Annotated in this window: 16 protein-coding genes; 7 read left to right on the forward strand and 9 right to left on the reverse strand. The window is 63.7% G+C overall.

Annotated elements, in window-relative coordinates:
* Positions 1-51 precede the first annotated feature (51 nt).
* Positions 52-576 (forward strand): Holliday junction resolvase RuvX, encoded by a 525-nt coding sequence (gene ruvX, locus FJ546_RS20895; RefSeq protein WP_140891055.1) that lies wholly within the window; start codon positions 52-54, stop codon positions 574-576.
* On the opposite strand, the gene FJ546_RS20900 is transcribed toward ruvX, so the two are convergent.
* From FJ546_RS20900 to FJ546_RS20910, 3 genes are all read right to left on the reverse strand, one after another.
* Positions 476-835 carry a DUF6105 family protein gene (locus tag FJ546_RS20900; protein ID WP_140891057.1) on the reverse strand — a complete coding sequence of 120 codons (360 nt, stop codon included), beginning with the start codon at positions 833-835 and terminating at the stop codon, positions 476-478. The two genes, ruvX and FJ546_RS20900, sit on opposite strands and share 101 nt — an antisense overlap.
* On the reverse strand, positions 835-1,383 hold the full coding sequence (locus FJ546_RS20905; RefSeq protein ID WP_140891188.1) for a hypothetical protein: 549 nt from the start codon (positions 1,381-1,383) through the stop codon (positions 835-837). Before FJ546_RS20905 ends, FJ546_RS20900 begins: the two co-directional genes overlap by 1 nt.
* Before the next feature lie 156 nt (positions 1,384-1,539).
* Positions 1,540-3,168, reverse strand: coding sequence for a DNA alkylation response protein (locus FJ546_RS20910; protein ID WP_140891058.1), 1,629 nt, complete (start codon positions 3,166-3,168; stop codon positions 1,540-1,542).
* A 157-nt stretch (positions 3,169-3,325) separates the two neighbouring features.
* Here FJ546_RS20910 and FJ546_RS20915 point away from each other — a divergent pair, with 157 nt between their 5' ends.
* The 4 genes from FJ546_RS20915 to dprA are packed head-to-tail and all read left to right on the forward strand — an operon-like array spanning position 3,326 to position 7,363.
* Positions 3,326-4,306: an aspartate carbamoyltransferase catalytic subunit gene (locus FJ546_RS20915; protein ID WP_019858236.1), complete on the forward strand. Its 981-nt coding sequence runs from the start codon at positions 3,326-3,328 to the stop codon at positions 4,304-4,306.
* A complete protein-coding gene (locus FJ546_RS20920; RefSeq protein ID WP_140891059.1) occupies positions 4,303-5,589 on the forward strand; it encodes a dihydroorotase in 1,287 nt (428 codons plus the stop codon). The genes FJ546_RS20915 and FJ546_RS20920 overlap by 4 nt, the downstream gene beginning before the upstream one ends.
* Positions 5,590-5,645: 56 nt before the next feature.
* Positions 5,646-6,233: a glycerol-3-phosphate 1-O-acyltransferase PlsY gene (gene plsY, locus FJ546_RS20925; protein ID WP_140891061.1), complete on the forward strand. Its 588-nt coding sequence runs from the start codon at positions 5,646-5,648 to the stop codon at positions 6,231-6,233.
* Positions 6,230-7,363 carry a DNA-processing protein DprA gene (dprA, locus tag FJ546_RS20930; protein ID WP_140891062.1) on the forward strand — a complete coding sequence of 378 codons (1,134 nt, stop codon included), beginning with the start codon at positions 6,230-6,232 and terminating at the stop codon, positions 7,361-7,363. Before plsY ends, dprA begins: the two co-directional genes overlap by 4 nt.
* A gap of 9 nt (positions 7,364-7,372) precedes the next feature.
* Here the strand turns inward: dprA and FJ546_RS20935 are convergent, their stop codons facing one another.
* The 5 genes from FJ546_RS20935 to FJ546_RS20955 all read right to left on the reverse strand — a co-directional run bounded on the left by FJ546_RS20935 (position 7,373) and on the right by FJ546_RS20955 (position 13,559).
* On the reverse strand, positions 7,373-7,585 hold the full coding sequence (locus tag FJ546_RS20935) for a hypothetical protein (protein ID WP_140891063.1): 213 nt from the start codon (positions 7,583-7,585) through the stop codon (positions 7,373-7,375).
* Positions 7,586-7,622: 37 nt separating this feature from the next.
* On the reverse strand, positions 7,623-8,414 hold the full coding sequence (otsB, locus tag FJ546_RS20940; protein WP_140891064.1) for a trehalose-phosphatase: 792 nt from the start codon (positions 8,412-8,414) through the stop codon (positions 7,623-7,625).
* Complete coding sequence (locus FJ546_RS20945; RefSeq protein ID WP_140891065.1) at positions 8,411-10,180, reverse strand: trehalose-6-phosphate synthase; 1,770 nt, start codon at positions 10,178-10,180, stop codon at positions 8,411-8,413. Before FJ546_RS20945 ends, otsB begins: the two co-directional genes overlap by 4 nt.
* Positions 10,181-10,290: 110 nt before the next feature.
* Positions 10,291-12,453, reverse strand: a complete 2,163-nt coding sequence (locus FJ546_RS20950; protein ID WP_140891189.1) for an amylo-alpha-1,6-glucosidase — start codon at positions 12,451-12,453, stop codon at positions 10,291-10,293.
* A gap of 44 nt (positions 12,454-12,497) precedes the next feature.
* A complete protein-coding gene (locus tag FJ546_RS20955) occupies positions 12,498-13,559 on the reverse strand; it encodes a glycosyltransferase family 4 protein (protein ID WP_140891067.1) in 1,062 nt (353 codons plus the stop codon).
* A 174-nt stretch (positions 13,560-13,733) separates the two neighbouring features.
* On the opposite strand from FJ546_RS20955, the gene FJ546_RS20960 reads away from it, so the two are divergent.
* Together FJ546_RS20960 and FJ546_RS20965 are read left to right on the forward strand one after the other, a co-directional pair.
* Positions 13,734-14,264, forward strand: coding sequence for a hypothetical protein (locus tag FJ546_RS20960; RefSeq protein WP_246686903.1), 531 nt, complete (start codon positions 13,734-13,736; stop codon positions 14,262-14,264).
* 259 nt (positions 14,265-14,523) lie between these two features.
* Positions 14,524-15,222 carry a CBS domain-containing protein gene (locus tag FJ546_RS20965; RefSeq protein ID WP_140891069.1) on the forward strand — a complete coding sequence of 233 codons (699 nt, stop codon included), beginning with the start codon at positions 14,524-14,526 and terminating at the stop codon, positions 15,220-15,222.
* 299 nt (positions 15,223-15,521) lie between these two features.
* Here FJ546_RS20965 and FJ546_RS20970 read toward each other — a convergent pair whose 3' ends face one another.
* Positions 15,522-15,857, reverse strand: a complete 336-nt coding sequence (locus FJ546_RS20970; protein WP_246686904.1) for a DUF6455 family protein — start codon at positions 15,855-15,857, stop codon at positions 15,522-15,524.
* Between the last annotated feature and the right edge of the window lie 29 nt (positions 15,858-15,886).

The following is a 15,886-nucleotide window of genomic DNA, read 5'->3' on the forward strand; positions in this document are numbered from 1 at the left end:
CGTCGCGCATCCGGAAGGATGCACGCTGCTGAAAAAGACAAGGGAAAACCGTTGGCTATCATCACGATTGAGCAATTGCCGGCATGGCTCGCCGATGGCAGGACGCTGGCGGGGCTCGATCTCGGCGACAAGACGATCGGCGTCGCGGTTTCCGACCGGGGATTCGCCTTCGCTCACCCGCGCCCGGTCATCATGCGGAAGAAATTCTCGCTCGATGCCGCCGTGCTTCTGGCCTTGCTGAAGAAGGAGAATGTCGGCGCGGTGGCGATCGGACTGCCGATCAACATGGATGGGTCGGAAGGTCCGCGCGCGCAGAAATCGCGCGCCTTCGTGCGCAACATGGCGCAGCTGAGTGACATGCCCTTCGTGTTCTGGGACGAAAGGCTGTCGACCGTGGCGGCCGAGAGGACGCTGATCGAGATGGATTTCTCGCGCGCCAAACGTGCCGGCAAGATCGATTCGGCGGCCGCGGCCTTTATTCTGCAGGGAGTCTTGGACCGGCTTCAGTCGCTCGGGTCAGGCGATCGAACGGAATTGGGCGGTCAAGCGGAACCGGGCCCGACCGACGCCGATTGACCCAGTCCAGAATTTCGCTGCGACGGCGAAAAGCCCATATCGCCATAAGCAGAAATCCGTCGAAGATGCAGGCCTTCGCCACCATCCCCGGGATGATGGCCGGATCGATGCCGAGCATCTGGCCATAGAGCTGGAACACGAAATCGTGCAGCTGCCGGGTCAGCATCACATAGCCGAAATTCATGTCGTTGAGCGACAAATAGAACCAGCCCCAGAACAGCGCCATCGGGGCCGCCCACAATGCGAAGATATAGCGCATCAGCGGCCTCCCTTCCCGTTCGGTCCGGTCCGGCCCGATATAAGCGAAAGCAGCGAATTATGGGCCGCTGCCTTCGCCATACTGTGCGCCGTGGCGCGAAAATCAGCGTCATCCGAGGCGGCCGCGGAGCGCCGCTCGGCGAGCATCGCGACATAGGAGGCCAGGAGCGCCGCCAATTGCACCGCAACGACCATGAACAGCCCGTTGATGCCTTGCGCGGCGCCACCAATCAGGATCATCGACAGGACGCCGGACGCGGAAATGAAGGCGATGCGAACGACGCTGTCGGCGCCCAGACTGGCCCTATCGTTGATCAGCGTATCGACAAAGGCCCAAAAGAACAGCACTGCCACGACCAGCAAGGCGATCGCCAGCGGCGCGACCACGACGACGTTCTGCAGATCGACGAACCGGGCGCTCTCGACGGTCACTCCAAGCACGCCGAGGGCTGCCGTCACGCCGCGGTCTCCATCGATGCAGATCAGCGCCAGCAGGGCGAAGACAATCGCCCAGTGCACAGACAGAAAGGAGGTCAGTACGTGTCGCATCGTGGTTCCTGCTTCGGCAGGAATGACAGTGGGCTTTGCCGCCCGCCGCCGCAATGGAAACCATTTGTTAAGGTTAACGGCGATACACAGGAGGCACCCACTGTTCTCGGATGCGCTCAACTGATCGAAGAATCGGGCGATGCGGCCGCTCTCGGCTCAGTTCACCGGCGGATAGAGCGTGTCGATGATCATGCGCGCGTCATGGCGCGAATCGATCATGCCGTAGGTGTTGCGCCACTGGCCGGCCAGGCGGGTCTCGACGAAGGCATCGGCAATCCGCCCTGCCCCCAGCCGACGCAGCTCCGCCGCGGCGGCCGACAATGCCAGTTGTTCGGTCAGCAGCCGTGCCGAGCCCTCGTCGGTCGAAGCCACCTGCATCGCCGCCTTCAACACGCCGATCGTGCCGCGCCCACCGGCTCCGAGGTCGCGGTCGATGCCGGCCAGCACCTCTTCGAACAGGCCGGGCGCGCGCCCGAGCACGCGCAGCACGTCGAGCGCCATGACATTGCCCGATCCTTCCCAGATCGCATTGACAGGCGCTTCGCGATAATAGCGGGCGAGCGGCGCCTCCTCGACATAGCCATTGCCGCCGAGACACTCCATCGCCTCGTAGAGCAGCGGCGGCGCGATCTTGCACACCCAGTATTTGACGACCGGCGTCATGGCGCGGGCAAACGCCGCTTCGCCGCGATCGCTCGCCGCCTCGTCGAAGGAGCGCGCCAGCCGGAACGACAGAGCGGTCGCGGCGGCAACATCCAGCGCCATGTCGGCCAGCACGCGCTGCATCAGCGGCTGTTCGATCAAGGTAGAGCCGAACACCTGGCGATGGCGGGCATGATGAACCGCTTCCGCCAGCCCTGCCCGCATGATCGCCGAGGACGCCACGGCGCAATCGAGCCGGGTCAAGGTCACCATGTCCATGATCGTCTTCACGCCGGCGCCGGGCTCGCCGACCATCTCGCCGATGGCGTTGACGAACTCGACCTCGGAAGAGGCGTTGGAGCGGTTGCCGAGCTTGTCCTTCAGCCGCTGGAAGCGGAAACCGTTGCCCGACCCGTCGCCGAGGACCCGCGGCACGAGGAAGCACGACAACCCTTCCGGCGCCTGCGCCAGCACCAGGAAAGCGTCCGACATCGGTGCCGACATGAACCATTTGTGGCCGGTCAGGCGATAGAAGCCGCTGCCGGCGCGCTCGGCCCTCGTCACATTGGCGCGCACATCCGTGCCGCCCTGTTTTTCGGTCATGCCCATGCCGAGCGTCAGCCCGGTCTTCTCGACCGGCGGCTTCTGGCTCTGGTCGTATTTGCGCGTCGTCACGCGCGGCGCCCATTCGCGAAACAGCTTTGGGCTGGCCATCAACGCCGCCAGCGAGGCGCTGGTCATGGTGATGGGGCAGAGATGCCCGGTCTCGAGTTCGGCGGTCAGGTAGAAACGGGCGGCGCGCACCTGGTGGCGGCGGCCGATCTCCGCGTCACCATTTTCCCAAACCGAGGAATGCAACCCGATCGCCACCGAGCGGCGCATCAAGGCGTGGTAGGCGGGGTGGAACTCGACGAGGTCGATGCGCCGTCCCTGGCGGTCATGGGTCCTGAGCTTCGGCGTCTCGACATTGGCCAGGCGCGCCAGCTCCTGCGCCTCCTGCGTCAGGACGAAACGGCCGAGACCGTCGAGGTCCTTGCGCACCGGGTCGGAAAAGCGCTCGGCAAGCTGGATCAGCAACGGATCGCCTCGCCAGGCGTTGCCGCCCGTCAGCGGCGGCGGCTGGTTCGTCACGTCGTCGGTCACAATTCGTCCCTATCGTCGGAAAGCCACGAATCCGGGGCCATCGGCTAGATATAGCCAAGCGTTGCCGCGTGCGCGACGAAAATACCGGGGAGAAAGGCGCCAATCCAAAGCTGGTGCTTGCGGGCGCAAAATCCGCACCCTATAGCAGCGCCTTGAGATGACCGACGCTTCGTCCCTGCCACTCTACCCTCACCGCCATCTTCTGGGCATCAGCGACCTTTCGCCCGCCGACATCGAGCTGTTGCTCGACCGGGCGGACCGGGCCGTCGCGATTTCGCGGCAGTCCGAGAAAAAGACCTCGACGCTGCGCGGCCGCACCCAGATCAATCTTTTCTACGAGGCCTCGACCCGCACGCAGTCCTCGTTCGAGCTGGCTGGAAAGCGGCTCGGCGCCGATGTCATGAACATGTCGGTGGCAAGTTCTTCGGTGAAGAAGGGCGAAACGCTCATCGACACGGCGATGACCCTGAACGCCATGCGGCCCGATATCTTGATCATCCGCCATCAGTCGGCGGGTGCCGCCGCCCTGCTGGCGCAGAAAGTCGGCTGCTCGGTGGTCAATGCCGGCGACGGCGCGCATGAACACCCGACCCAGGCGCTGCTCGATGCGCTGACCATCCGCCGCGCCAAGGGGCCGTTGTCGAAATTGATCGTGGCGATCTGCGGTGACATCCTGCATTCGCGCGTGGCGCGCTCCAACATCATGCTGCTCAACGCGCTTGGCGCGCAGGTGCGCGTGGTGGCGCCTTCGACGCTGCTGCCGTCCGGCATCGAAAAGATGGGCGTCATCGTCACGCGCTCGATGGCCGAAGGCCTCAAGGACGCCGACGTGGTGATGATGCTGCGCCTGCAGCGCGAGCGCATGGAAGGCGCCTTCGTGCCTTCGGTGCGCGAATATTTCCGCTATTTCGGCCTCGACGCCGAAAAGCTGAAGGCCGCCAAGGACGACGCGCTGGTGATGCATCCCGGCCCGATGAACCGCGGCGTCGAAATCGCCTCGGAAATAGCCGACGGCCCGCAAAGCGTGATCCAGGAGCAGGTGGAGATGGGCGTTGCCGTGCGCATGGCGGTGATGGAAGCGCTGCTCGATCCCCGTCGTAATCAAGAGGGCCGCAATCAAGAGGGCCGCGGCGCATGAGCACGACAGTCTTTGAACGCGCCCGCATCGTCGACCCCTCGCGCGGCCTCGACGAAGTCGGCTCCGTCATCGTCGAGGGCCGCAAGATCGTTGCCGCCGGCAAAGCGGCGTTGAACCAGGGCGCGCCCGATGGCGCCACGACAATCGATTGCGCCGGCAAGGCGATCATTCCCGGATTGATCGATGGCCGCGTCTTTATCGGCGAGCCGGGCGGCGAACATCGCGAAACCATCGCTTCGGCAAGCGTCGCCGCGGCCGCCGGCGGCGTCACCTCCGTCGTCATGATGCCTGATACCGATCCGGTGATCGACAATGTAGCGCTGGTCGAGTTCGTACTGCGCACCGCCAAGGACACGGCGATCGTCAACATCTTCCCGGCGGCGGCGATCACCAAGGGGCTCGACGGCCGCGAGATGACCGAGTTCGGCCTGCTGCGCGAGGCCGGCGCCGTCGCCTTCACCGATGGCCGACACACCATCTCCAGTTCACTGGTGATGCGCCGCGCGCTCACCTATGCCCGCGATTTCGGCGCCACCATCGTGCACGAGACGCAGGATGCAGATCTCGGTTCGTCAGGTGTGATGAATGAAGGCCTGTACGCCAGCTGGCTCGGCCTTTCCGGCATTCCGCGTGAGGCCGAATCGATCCCGCTCGAGCGCGATCTGGCTTTGGCGCGACTGACGCGCGGCTCCTATCACGCGGCCAAGATTTCGACGGCGATGGCCGCAAACGCCGTGACGCGCGCCAAAGCCGATGGCGCTGATGTGACATCGGGCGTGTCGATCCACAACCTGTCGCTCAATGAAAACGATGTCGGTGAGTACCGCACCTTCTTCCGCCTGACGCCGCCGTTGCGCGCCGAGGAAGACCGGCTGGCGATGATCGAGGCGGTCAGGGACGGCACGGTCGACATCATCGTCTCCTCGCACGATCCGCAGGATGTCGACACCAAGCGCCTGCCCTTCGCCGATGCCGCGGCCGGCGCCATCGGGGTGGAGACGCTGCTGGGTGCCGCCTTGCGGCTCTACCACAATGGCGACGTGCCCTTGCTGCGGCTGGTCGGAGCGCTGTCCACCGCGCCGGCAAGGCTGTTCGGACTGCCCGGTGGCACGCTGAAGCCGGGCTCAGTCGCCGACCTCGCGCTCGTCGATCTCGACGAACCCTGGATCGTCAGCGAAAGCGGCATCCGCTCGCGCTCGAAAAACACCTGCTTCGAAGGCGCGCGCCTGCAAGGCAAGGTCTTGCAAACGCTGGTCGCGGGCCGCACAGTGTTCTCGGCATAGACCGGCAACGGGCGTCGCGCCTGACCGGGCTGAGCTGGGGGAAATGCGGGGAAACAATGACTTACGGCCTGATCCTGGCGCTGGTATTCGGCTACCTCTTAGGCTCGATTCCGTTCGGGCTGCTGCTGACCCGCGCCGCCGGCCTTGGTGATGTGCGCAAGATCGGCTCCGGCAATATCGGCGCCACCAACGTCCTGCGCACCGGCAACAAGGGCCTGGCCGCCGCGACCTTGCTGCTGGATGCGCTGAAGGGCACAGCCGCTGTTCTGATTGTTGGCCATTTCGCGCCGGAAACGGCTGTCTGGGCCGGCCTCGGCGCCTTTCTCGGTCATCTCTTCCCGGTCTGGCTTGGCTTCAAGGGCGGCAAGGGCGTCGCGACCTATCTCGGGGTGCTGATCGGCCTTGCCTGGCAGGTGGCGCTGATCTTCGCCATCATCTGGCTGGCGATGGCATTCCTGTTCCGCTACTCGTCGCTTGCGGCACTTGCAGCGGCCGTCATCGTGCCGATAGCCCTCTACTTTATGAGCGCACCGCAGATTGCCGTTCTGTTCGTGGTGATGAGCATCATCGTCTTGATCAAGCACAGGGCGAACATTTCGCGGCTGCTTGCCGGCACCGAGGGCAAGATCGGAGCCAAGGGATGAGCGAGCCGGCCGCCGGGCCGCGCCTCAGCGACCGGCAGCGGCTGAGCCGGCTGCGGCTGATCCGCACCCAGAATGTCGGCCCCGCCTCCTTTCGCGACCTGATCAACCGCTTCGGGTCGGCCGAGGTGGCGCTGGAAATCCTGCCGGAACTGATGATTTCGGGCGGCGCCAGCCGGATCGTCCGCATTCCGTCAATCGCCGAGGCCGAGGCCGAACTCGAGGCAGCCCGCCAGGCTGGCGCGCGTTTTGTCGGTATCGGCGAGCCCGACTATCCGCCGCTGCTGAGAAGCATGGACAATCCTCCGCCCCTTCTGGCGGTCAAGGGCAATGCCGCGGTCTTCCGGCTGCCTGGGGTCGCCATCGTCGGCGCCCGCAACGCATCGCTTGCCGGCGTCAAGATGGCGCGCATGTTGGCGGCCGCGCTTGGCGGCGACGGCTATGGCATTATCTCGGGGTTGGCGCGCGGCATCGACACGGCGGCGCATCAGGGCAGCCTGCAAACCGGCACGGTCGGTGTGCTGGCCGGAGGCCTCGATCTGCCCTACCCGCCCGAAAATGCCGGCCTGTGCGCGGAAATCGCCGAGCGTGGCGCCATCATCTCCGAAATGCCATTCGGCTGGCAGCCGCGCGCCCAGGATTTTCCACGCCGCAACCGTCTTGTCGCGGGCGCGGCCCTCGGGCTGGTTGTGGTCGAGGCCGCCCAGCGTTCGGGCTCGCTGATCAGCGCCAGGCTTGCCGGCGAAATGGGCCGGCTGGTTTTTGCCGTGCCGGGCTCCCCGCTCGATCCGCGCGCCGCCGGCACCAACGGCTTGCTCAAGGAAGGCGCCACTCTGGTCACCGAGGCATCGGACATTTCCAGGGCGATCGCGCCGCTGACCGGCATGCGGGCGCCTGCTGTGCCACCATTCGAGGACCCGCCCGACTTTTCGGCCACACCGCCACCCGGCGAGAGCGACCGCGCCAAGGTCAATGAGGCGCTGGGCCCGACACCGGTGCCGGTCGACGAGATCATCCGCCACACCGGCCTTCACCCGGCCCAGGTCTTCATGGTGCTTTTGGAACTCGACCTCGCCGGCCGGCTCGAACGCCATGCCGGGGGCAACGTTTCGCTGATTTTCGGGGATGGCTGAGCGCGGCCGTCAATGACGGTTGGGTTCCTTCGCCCCGGTCTCGGCGTAATCCGGCGTGTTGGCTCCAAACAAATCGTTTTCGACAGCCTGGCGCCAGACTGCGTCCGCATCTTCGGGACGCAACGGCTCAGCTGTCGCCTGGCGATCTCGGCTGTTCGTCTTGGATTGCCGCCGGAGCCATGCGGGCATGATTTCCTGGATGAGGCTGGTCAGTTGGGTCATTGCAACTCCCCTCCATACGCGTTGGGGGCAATCCGGTTCATTTGGACGTTGCGGCAAGCATCGCCGCTTTCGCGGTCTCGCGTCTGCTCATCTCGTCCAGCCAGGCCAGGGCCGCGTCCACCCCTGCCAGCCCAAAAAGCGCCGCTGTCGATCCCTGCGGCTTTATGCGAACCGAAATGCCGTCCCATTCGTTGATGATGTCGAACCCGTTCTCGTCGGATGTATCGTCCCCGAGGAACACCGGGCGCCGTCCCTTGAAGGCCGGAATTTGCAGGAAGCGCCGGATGGCCGCTCCCTTCGCCGCCTCCAGCGGCATCAGCTCCACACCGGCATTTCCGGCCAGGACCCGATAACCCGGAGGCAATCTGTCCAGTGCCTGTTCGACCAACTCGGTCGCCCGCTGCAGCAGATGCGGTGCCGCGCGCGTATGAATGGCCAGGATTGGTCCCTTGCGCTCGATATAGACATCCGCATTGTCCAGTTCCGCAGCGATTTCGTTGGCAAGCGCGGCAATATCAGCCGGTTCGTCGGCCGCCTCGACCGGACCATCGCGCGCCAGCCTGTGCTCGAGGCCATAAAGCCCCGCGGCGCGCAATCTGAGAGGCTGGAAGAGATGGTCGACGGCAGCGATCGACCGTCCCGTGATGAACGCCAGCGCTCCATCCAATTGCGCTTCGAGCCGCACCAGCAGTGTGCGCAATTCGTCACCGACGACCACCGCATCGGGATGCGCGGCATGTTCGAGAAGCGTGCCATCGATATCGAGGAACAGGCTCCATGGCCCTTGCGGAACGACAGGCACGGCGAGGTTTGGCGAGATCGACATCATAGCGCCGCCACGCGTCTGCGATCGAGCAGCGATATCACATTGCCTGGCGCCGTTGGAGAGGCGGCAACGGCGCGATCGACGGCGTCGCGCTTGCGCAAGCGGGCCGCATCGAGAAGCATGCTGCCCGCCCACCGATAGACATTGTTGTCGCGCACGATTTCGCGCATGCGCCGCATGCGCTGGCTTTGCTCTTCCGGCGACATGGTCAAGGCCTGCAGCAAGGCATCGCCCATCATCGCCGCGTCATAGGGATTGACGATCAGTGCGTCCAGCAGCTCCTTGGAGGCGCCGGCGAACATGCTGAGCAGCAGCACCCCCTGTTCGTCCTCGCGCGCCGCGACAAACTCCTTGGCGACCAGATTCATGCCGTCATGCAGGCTGGTGACCATGCAAACGTCGGCGGCACGGTAGATTTCGTAGACCTTCTGCTGCGAGTGATGTTCCGTTATCATCAGGACGGGTGTGTAGCCATCGCGACCATAGCGCCGGTTCAAATCCTCGGCATGGCGCAGGCATTCCTCGTGCAATTGTTGATAGGCAGGCAAGGTGCCACGGCTGGGCGCGGCGATCTGCAGGAACGCCACCTTGCCGATCCATTCGGGATGAAGCGTCAGCAGTTCATCAAGTGCATTGAAGCGATCGAGGATGCCTTTGGTGTAGTCGAGACGTTCAACGCCCACGCACAGTTTGACATCTTCGGCCAGGCCGAATTTCTCCTGAACCTGCCGGCGGCATTGCGCCATGTCAGGCAGTTTGCCCAGTTGCGCCGGCGGCCATTCGATCGAGATCGGATAGGCATGGACCAGGCTGATCTGGCCGCCATAGGAAATGGCCGAATCCTCGCGCTCGATCCGGCTTTCCAGGAAACGGTCGACGCTGTCGATGAAGTTGTTGCAATGGAACTGGGTGTGGAAACCGACGATCGAACTGCCGAGCAGGCCCTCGAGAATCCTCTCGCGCCATGGGCAGATGCTGAACACCTCGGAATTCGGCCACGGAATATGCCAGAAGGTGATGATGATCGCCTCCGGCAGCCGCTCACGGATCATTCGCGGCAGCAGCGCGAAATGATAATCCTGGACCAGCACGATGGGCCGTTCGTTGCGGGCTTCCGCGACGACGGTGTCGGCGAATTTGCGGTTGACCGCCTCGTAGGCCTCCCAATCCGAGGCGCGGAATATCGGCCGGGTGAAGGCGATATGGCACAGCGGCCAGAGTCCTTCATTGGCAAAGCCGAGATAATAGCCTTGCTGTTCTTCCTCGCTCAGCCAGACACGGCGCAACGTGTAGGATGGATTGTCCGGCGGCACCTCGACCCGATCGTTCTTGTCGACCACCAGCTTGTCGGCCGAACCGCCGCCATAGGCGATCCACGTGCCCGCACAGGCGCGCGTGATCGGCTCCAGGGCTGAGACGAGCCCGCTCGCGGGTACGACCAGCTGGATGTCGTCGCCCTCGCGGTTGTGGATATACGGCTCACGGTTTGAGACGACGATCACCTGGGCATCGGGAAGTTCGGTCGCCAGGATGTGACGCAGCGTTTCGGGCGACCACTGCACCAGTGCCGCGGCCGCCGAGTGCCCGTTCTTCTCGAATTCCGGCAATGGGCCGCGAGCGGGGTCAACCTCCGCAGCGGCCAGCCTGCCGCGCTTGCGCGCCCGCAACACCATCGTCACCAGCACAATAACCAGGACGCCGAGGGCTGCAACAACGAAGAGCCACAATGCAAATACGGGAACGACTAGATACGAACTGTTGTCGAGCATTGAAATCGATTACCTTTCAATGGGATACCACAGCGGCTTTATGGGCTGGAGTTTCGGCACCCCATGGCGTGGTGGTCCAACGCTCACGATGCAGGATGGTTCCGATTTTTTCAGCTCCTGACCACGAGCGGCACCAGCCCCTCATGCGGTTCGGCAAGGAAGGCGCCGACGCGATCTCCCACGCGCTGGAACGTCAGATCCACTGCCACCTGCCCCACCGAAAGATGGCGGATGACGAGGTTGTCGATGCCAATCGGTAGTTGCGGCCGAGTCACATGGATTTCGCCTGTCCAGCCGTCGATCTGCAGGCCGAGGCACGATTGCATGAGCATGAAGGCCGAGCCGGCGGACCAGGCTTGCGGCAGGCAAGCCACCGGATAGGCGATCGGCGCTTCGCCGGCCGCGCGCGTGAAACCGCAAAACAGTTCCGGCAACCGCATGTTGAAATGGACGGCGGATTCGAAGGTGCCGCTCATCAGCCGCACGACGCTGTCGCGGCTGCCGTACCGCGCCAGTCCGGCAGCGCAGATCGCTGTATCGTGCGGCCAGATGGAGCCGTTGTGATAGGACATCGGATTGAAGAAGATCGCATCGTCCGCCAGCGTCCGCAGCCCCCAGCCGGAATGAAACGAGGCCGACAGCAGCTGGTCGGCGACCATGCGCGCGCGATCCGGACCGGGAAGGCCGACATAGAGAAGGTGACCGGCATTGGACGTGCGCACCTTGCAAGGTTGATCATCGCCGTCCAGCGCCAGCGCATAGTAGCCGAGGTCTTCCATCCAGAAATGGCGCTCGACTGCTTGGCGAATGGCGTCGGCGCGTATTTCCCAGCTCTCGGCGCGTTCCGCCTCGCCACGCAGCCGTGCCAGCTTCGCCAAACCCTGGAACGCCGCGAAGACGTAGCCCTGCACCTCGACCAGCGCGATCGGCCCCTTCGGGATGCGGCCATCGGCGTGAAAGACGGAATCGAAACTGTCCTTCCATCCCTGGTTGGCAAGGCCCGATTCCGCGGCGCGCTGGTAGGTGAGGAACCCCGTCGAACGGCTCGCCGTTTCGATCCACTCGGCCGCCGCGCACAGTGAGGGCCACAGCGTATCGATGAAGGCTGTGTCGCCCGTGCGGTCAGCATAGACACAGGCAAGATGGATATAGAGCGGCGTCGTGTCGACGCCACCATAATAGCGGCCGAACGGCAGTTCGCTCAGCGCCACCATCTCCCCCTTGCGGGTCTCGTGCATGATCTTGCCAGGCTCGGAATCGCTGAAGGGAGAGGTCTCGGTCGCCTGGTGCTGGGCGAGAAACGCCAGGACGCCGCGCGCCAGGCCGGGATTGAGCCAGAGCATCTGCAAGGCAGAGATCACGCCATCCCGGCCGAAGGCGGTGGAGAACCAGGGAATGCCGGCATAGGGATAGGGCCCGGTCGCCAGTTCCGTGGTGAGCAGCGCGACATCGGCGCGCGCCCGCTCCATCCAGTCGTTGAAGACGCGACCGGAACTGTGCAGCGTCGCGCCATGCCGGCGCTTGGCGCGCATGCCAAAGCGAGCGCGAGCGGCAGCCGCGCGAAACCGGCGGCTTTCGGGGCGATCGTCCGTCGCGTTGCCCACTTCCACATAAAGCGTCTGGCTGCTGCGCTTGGTGACGGCGATGACGAAATCGGCGCGCTCGGAAGTCAGTTGATCGGGCGTCTGTGAAAAGGAAATCGCCGATGTCCGCACGACCTTGTCCAGGCCTTCGTAGCGAAGCACGACCGCGTTCCCCGTGATCTCGGCTGTATGGGCGGTTCCACGCTTCGAGCGGGTCGAGCCGCGGACCTCGAACATGTCGCGGAAATCGGCGGCAAAACGCAGCGACAGCAGGATCGTCGAATGCTCGCGGCTGTAGTTGGACAGCGTTATGCGCTCATACAGCCTTTCCTCCCACAACAGCCGCACGCGCTCGATATGCATGGCGCCTTGCGGAATCTGGCGGCCAGCGGCGCTCTCGATCGGCAGATTGGTAAGGTTGGTGGTGAAGAGCACGTTGTCCTGGCTGAGGGACGCGCCCAGCAACGACGTCGACCGCCCGCCGACGGTGAGACGAAATTCGGAGAGCACGCGCGTATCGTCGCGGAAGAACCCATCGCCGACACCGCGGACGTCGCCATAAGCATCGGCAACGGCAAAGCAATCGCCATGCTTGAGGGCGAACAGCCGATGCGGCTCCCTCGGCGCGGTTTCGTCCAGGGAAGCCAGAGCTATGGCAGGATCAAGCTTGCGCTCGTCGAGTTGGGTGATGGTCAACAGGATTGTCCAGTGCTGGTTTTTCGGAGGGTGAAGGCCTACGAAGCTCTGCTTTGCTCATGGCCGTTGCGGAGCTGGGAATAAGCCTCGACGTAGTCCCTGGCCATTCTGTCGGCTGAAAACCGCCTTTCGAACACCGCCCTTATGCGCCGCCTGTCGAGCTGCAGGAGAGCCGGCATCGTGGCGACCGCATCCTCGATGGTTTCGACGACGAATCCGGTAACCCCATAGTCGACGATTTCGGGCATGGCGCCGCAACTCCAGGCCATGACCGGGGTTCCACAGGCCATGGCTTCGATCACGGCAAGACCAAAGGGTTCGGGCCAATCGATCGGAAACAGCAGGGCGGCAGCATTGCCAAGAAACCTGCTCTTCTGGTCCTCGCCGATCTCGCCGACATAGTCGACCCGGTCGCCATCGATCATCGGTTGCACGACTTCCTCGAAATAGGCGCGGTCGCCATCGCCGATCTTGGCCGCGAGCTTGAGTTTCAGCCCGGTGCGGCGGGCGATCTCGATCGCCCGGTCCGGCCGCTTGTCGCGCGACATCCTGCCGAGAAAGGCAAGGTAGCCGCCATCCGAACCCGCCTCGAAATCGGGTTCGTAGAGATCGACGGGCAGGCCGTGATGGATCGTGGCAAGCCAGTTGGCGGACGCAAACCGCGCCCGCTGGCTGCGCGATATGGAAACCATCGGGAAGCGCGGGAACCGGTCATAGGCCTGCGCGAGATCCGCATAATCCAGCCTGCCATGCGGCGTCGTCACCGTGCGCTGCGGCATGTCGCGGAAAAACGGGAAATGCAGGAAATGGCTGAGGTGGAAATGAATCACGTCAAAATCGTCGGCGCGTTTCCTCACCTCGTCGAGCATCGACAGATGCGCCGCGATCTCGGACTTCAGCGGGCGCGGATCGAGACGAAGCGCCCGCTCGCGGCATGGCACGAGTTTGGCGGAGGTCTTCGTGTCGCCGCTGGCGAACAGCGTCACGTCGTGGCCGAGGTCGACGAGGGCTTCGGTCAGGTAGGAAATGATGCGCTCGGTGCCGCCATAGAGCCTTGGCGGAACAGATTCGTACAGCGGCGCGACATGAGCGATCTTCATGGCCCGGCCTTCCCTCAATGCGCTGGTCATGGAACGAAATGCTTCAGCCGCAGGATCGTTCCGGCCCATTGGCGGCTGCGACGAAATGATCGAAGGACGTTTGATGTCCGATCAAGCCGCCCTATCTCCTTTTGGCCGTGGAATTTGCGCGCACGGCAGGCCAGGGAGGCTCCGGTGGAACCCAAGGATGTGCAGGAACCCAGGGACATTGCAGCCCGCCGCCTGAGCATGATCATCGAACAATATGTCGAGGCCAGAAAACGGAGTTATGACTTCGTATCGACGGATCTGGCCGCCAGGGTGATCCGCAAGATCCTGAAACCCGCGGACCCAGCCCTCTCCGACCGTAAGCTCGACGATATGGTCGCCGCCGTCGCCATCAAGAACGGCCTTGCGGTCGTCTTCGATCGTGGCGTCAGAGCACCGACCGATGGCACCGTGGCCGACCTGAGCAGAAAGGAACCGACCATGCGAGCACCAAGGGAGACCCCCGATGTTGCCGGCGCGGTGGACGCCATTCTGGCCACCCAGACCGCCCCGCTTTCCCAAAACACCCCGCTTTCCCAAATTACGCCGCTTTCGATGAGCGCGGTGATCTCGCTGCTGCGCGAACGGACCGGCACCAAGCGATCGGACGCGGATCTGGAAGGCCTGATCGCCAAGAAGGCCGCCGTCCTGGACGTGCATTTGTCGCGGAACGGCTGAACGGCCGATCGCGACGCGCTGTGGAGGCCTGCGAGCGAGGCTTGCGCTTTGGACGCGGAACCGTGACACGCGGGTTGTCGCCATTCCTCTGATCGAAATTTGCGGTGCATTTCTGGCCACTGCGACGGCCTATAATGGTGGACTGCTTGTCTACGAACTTTGGACCATTTGCCTCCACCGACAGATGATTCAGATCAAGGCGCTTCCTGCATGTGAAATCTAAAGAAGCCGGACGTTGGAAAAACTCCGGAGAGCGAACATGCAAGCCGAAGCCATAATGAGCAAGCCAGTCGTCGGCATAGACCCGTCCGCATCGATCGCCGAGGCTGCCGGGTTGATGCTCTCCAAAAAGCTCAGCGGCCTCCCCGTCATTCGCAACGACGGCAGGCTGGTGGGCATCGTCAGCGAGGGCGATTTCCTGCGACGCGGGGAACTGGGCACGGAGCCCAAGCGCTCGCGCTGGCTGGAATTTCTCGTCAGCCCCGGAAAGGCCGCCGACGAATATGTCCGCGCCAATGGTCGACGGGTTGAAGAGGTGATGTCGCAAGATGTCGTGACGGCATCCCCTGCGGCATCACTCGCGAAAGTCGTCGAGCTCATGACGCGTCACCATGTCAAACGCATTCCCGTCGTCGAAGCTGGAAAAGTCGTTGGCATCATCACCCGCTCTGATCTTCTGCGGGCGTTGCTCGGCGTCCTTCCGGATGGAGCCGCTACGGTCATCGATGACGAACAGATTCGGCGGAACATCGCTACCGAGCTTGCGAGGCAGAAATGGGCTGGCAACGATTTGATCGACGTGATGGTGGACAAGGGTGTGGTGACACTGAGCGGCGCCATCTTCGACGAACGCGAGCGCCAGGCAGCGATAGTCGCCGCCGAAAACGTCGCCGGCGTCAATGCTGTCAAGGACCATCTCTTCTGCGCCGATCCCGTGTCGGTCGTCCTTGTTTCGTAGCGGAGCTGACATTGATCCGCTGCAAGGCACCATTGCCTCTCTGTGTTGCCAGTCCTCGCCCAAGGCTTCGCCGCGCCTAGGGCGCGACCAGGGGTATCAATGGTCGAAGGCGTAACAGGGCAAAGGCAATAAGCGCCGCGCCCGCAACTTTTTCTGCCAGTGTTTTGCCTCCGCAGAAGCGCCGCCCCAGCAAAAACCACACCCGTTGAATGCAACCTATCAACTGCAACACTTGGCTTGCATTGACACTCGTCAAAACACGGACAGCAAGACACCCTCCAGGCTGAGTACTCGGCCGATCACCGTTGGCCGGCCGCATGCCGCAGTCGAGCGATCAGGTCGCTGTTGCGGCAATAGTCTGGCGGGTTATCGGCTTGCTGATGTTCGTCGAGCCAAACCGAGCATTCGTCCTGGTGCCCGCAGGAACGGCAGCGGTCCGCCGCCCGGTTGGTGACGGCGGTATGCTCTGCCACGACCTTCAATTGTCTGTCGACGCCCAGCTTCCGCATCATGCGGTCCATCAAGGTGGTTCTGCCATCAACTGAAATCAGGTAATCGAGAAAGGTCATGGTGATCACTCCTGCCGACTGGCCATCATTGGCATGTTGGCGGCAGGCGGCGTTGATCTCGATCAACAGGCGGCATCGTTGCCGATCCCTGAGCC

Source organism: Mesorhizobium sp. B2-4-19 (assembly GCF_006441315.1).
Taxonomy (GTDB): domain Bacteria; phylum Pseudomonadota; class Alphaproteobacteria; order Rhizobiales; family Rhizobiaceae; genus Mesorhizobium.

Bases quoted from the DNA above. Each gene is read 5' to 3' on its own strand.
- FJ546_RS20915 (WP_019858236.1), top strand. From the start codon at position 3,326: ATGACCGACGCTTCGTCCCTGCCACTCTACCCTCACCGCCATCTTCTG.
- dprA (WP_140891062.1), top strand. From the start codon at position 6,230: ATGAGCGAGCCGGCCGCCGGGCCGCGCCTCAGCGACCGGCAGCGGCTG.
- otsB (WP_140891064.1), bottom strand. From the start codon at position 8,414: ATGATGTCGATCTCGCCAAACCTCGCCGTGCCTGTCGTTCCGCAAGGG.
- FJ546_RS20905 (WP_140891188.1), bottom strand. From the start codon at position 1,383: ATGCGACACGTACTGACCTCCTTTCTGTCTGTGCACTGGGCGATTGTC.
- FJ546_RS20900 (WP_140891057.1), bottom strand. From the start codon at position 835: ATGCGCTATATCTTCGCATTGTGGGCGGCCCCGATGGCGCTGTTCTGG.
- FJ546_RS20945 (WP_140891065.1), bottom strand. From the start codon at position 10,180: ATGCTCGACAACAGTTCGTATCTAGTCGTTCCCGTATTTGCATTGTGG.
- plsY (WP_140891061.1), top strand. From the start codon at position 5,646: ATGACTTACGGCCTGATCCTGGCGCTGGTATTCGGCTACCTCTTAGGC.
- FJ546_RS20955 (WP_140891067.1), bottom strand. From the start codon at position 13,559: ATGAAGATCGCTCATGTCGCGCCGCTGTACGAATCTGTTCCGCCAAGG.
- FJ546_RS20965 (WP_140891069.1), top strand. From the start codon at position 14,524: ATGCAAGCCGAAGCCATAATGAGCAAGCCAGTCGTCGGCATAGACCCG.
- FJ546_RS20935 (WP_140891063.1), bottom strand. From the start codon at position 7,585: ATGACCCAACTGACCAGCCTCATCCAGGAAATCATGCCCGCATGGCTC.
- FJ546_RS20920 (WP_140891059.1), top strand. From the start codon at position 4,303: ATGAGCACGACAGTCTTTGAACGCGCCCGCATCGTCGACCCCTCGCGC.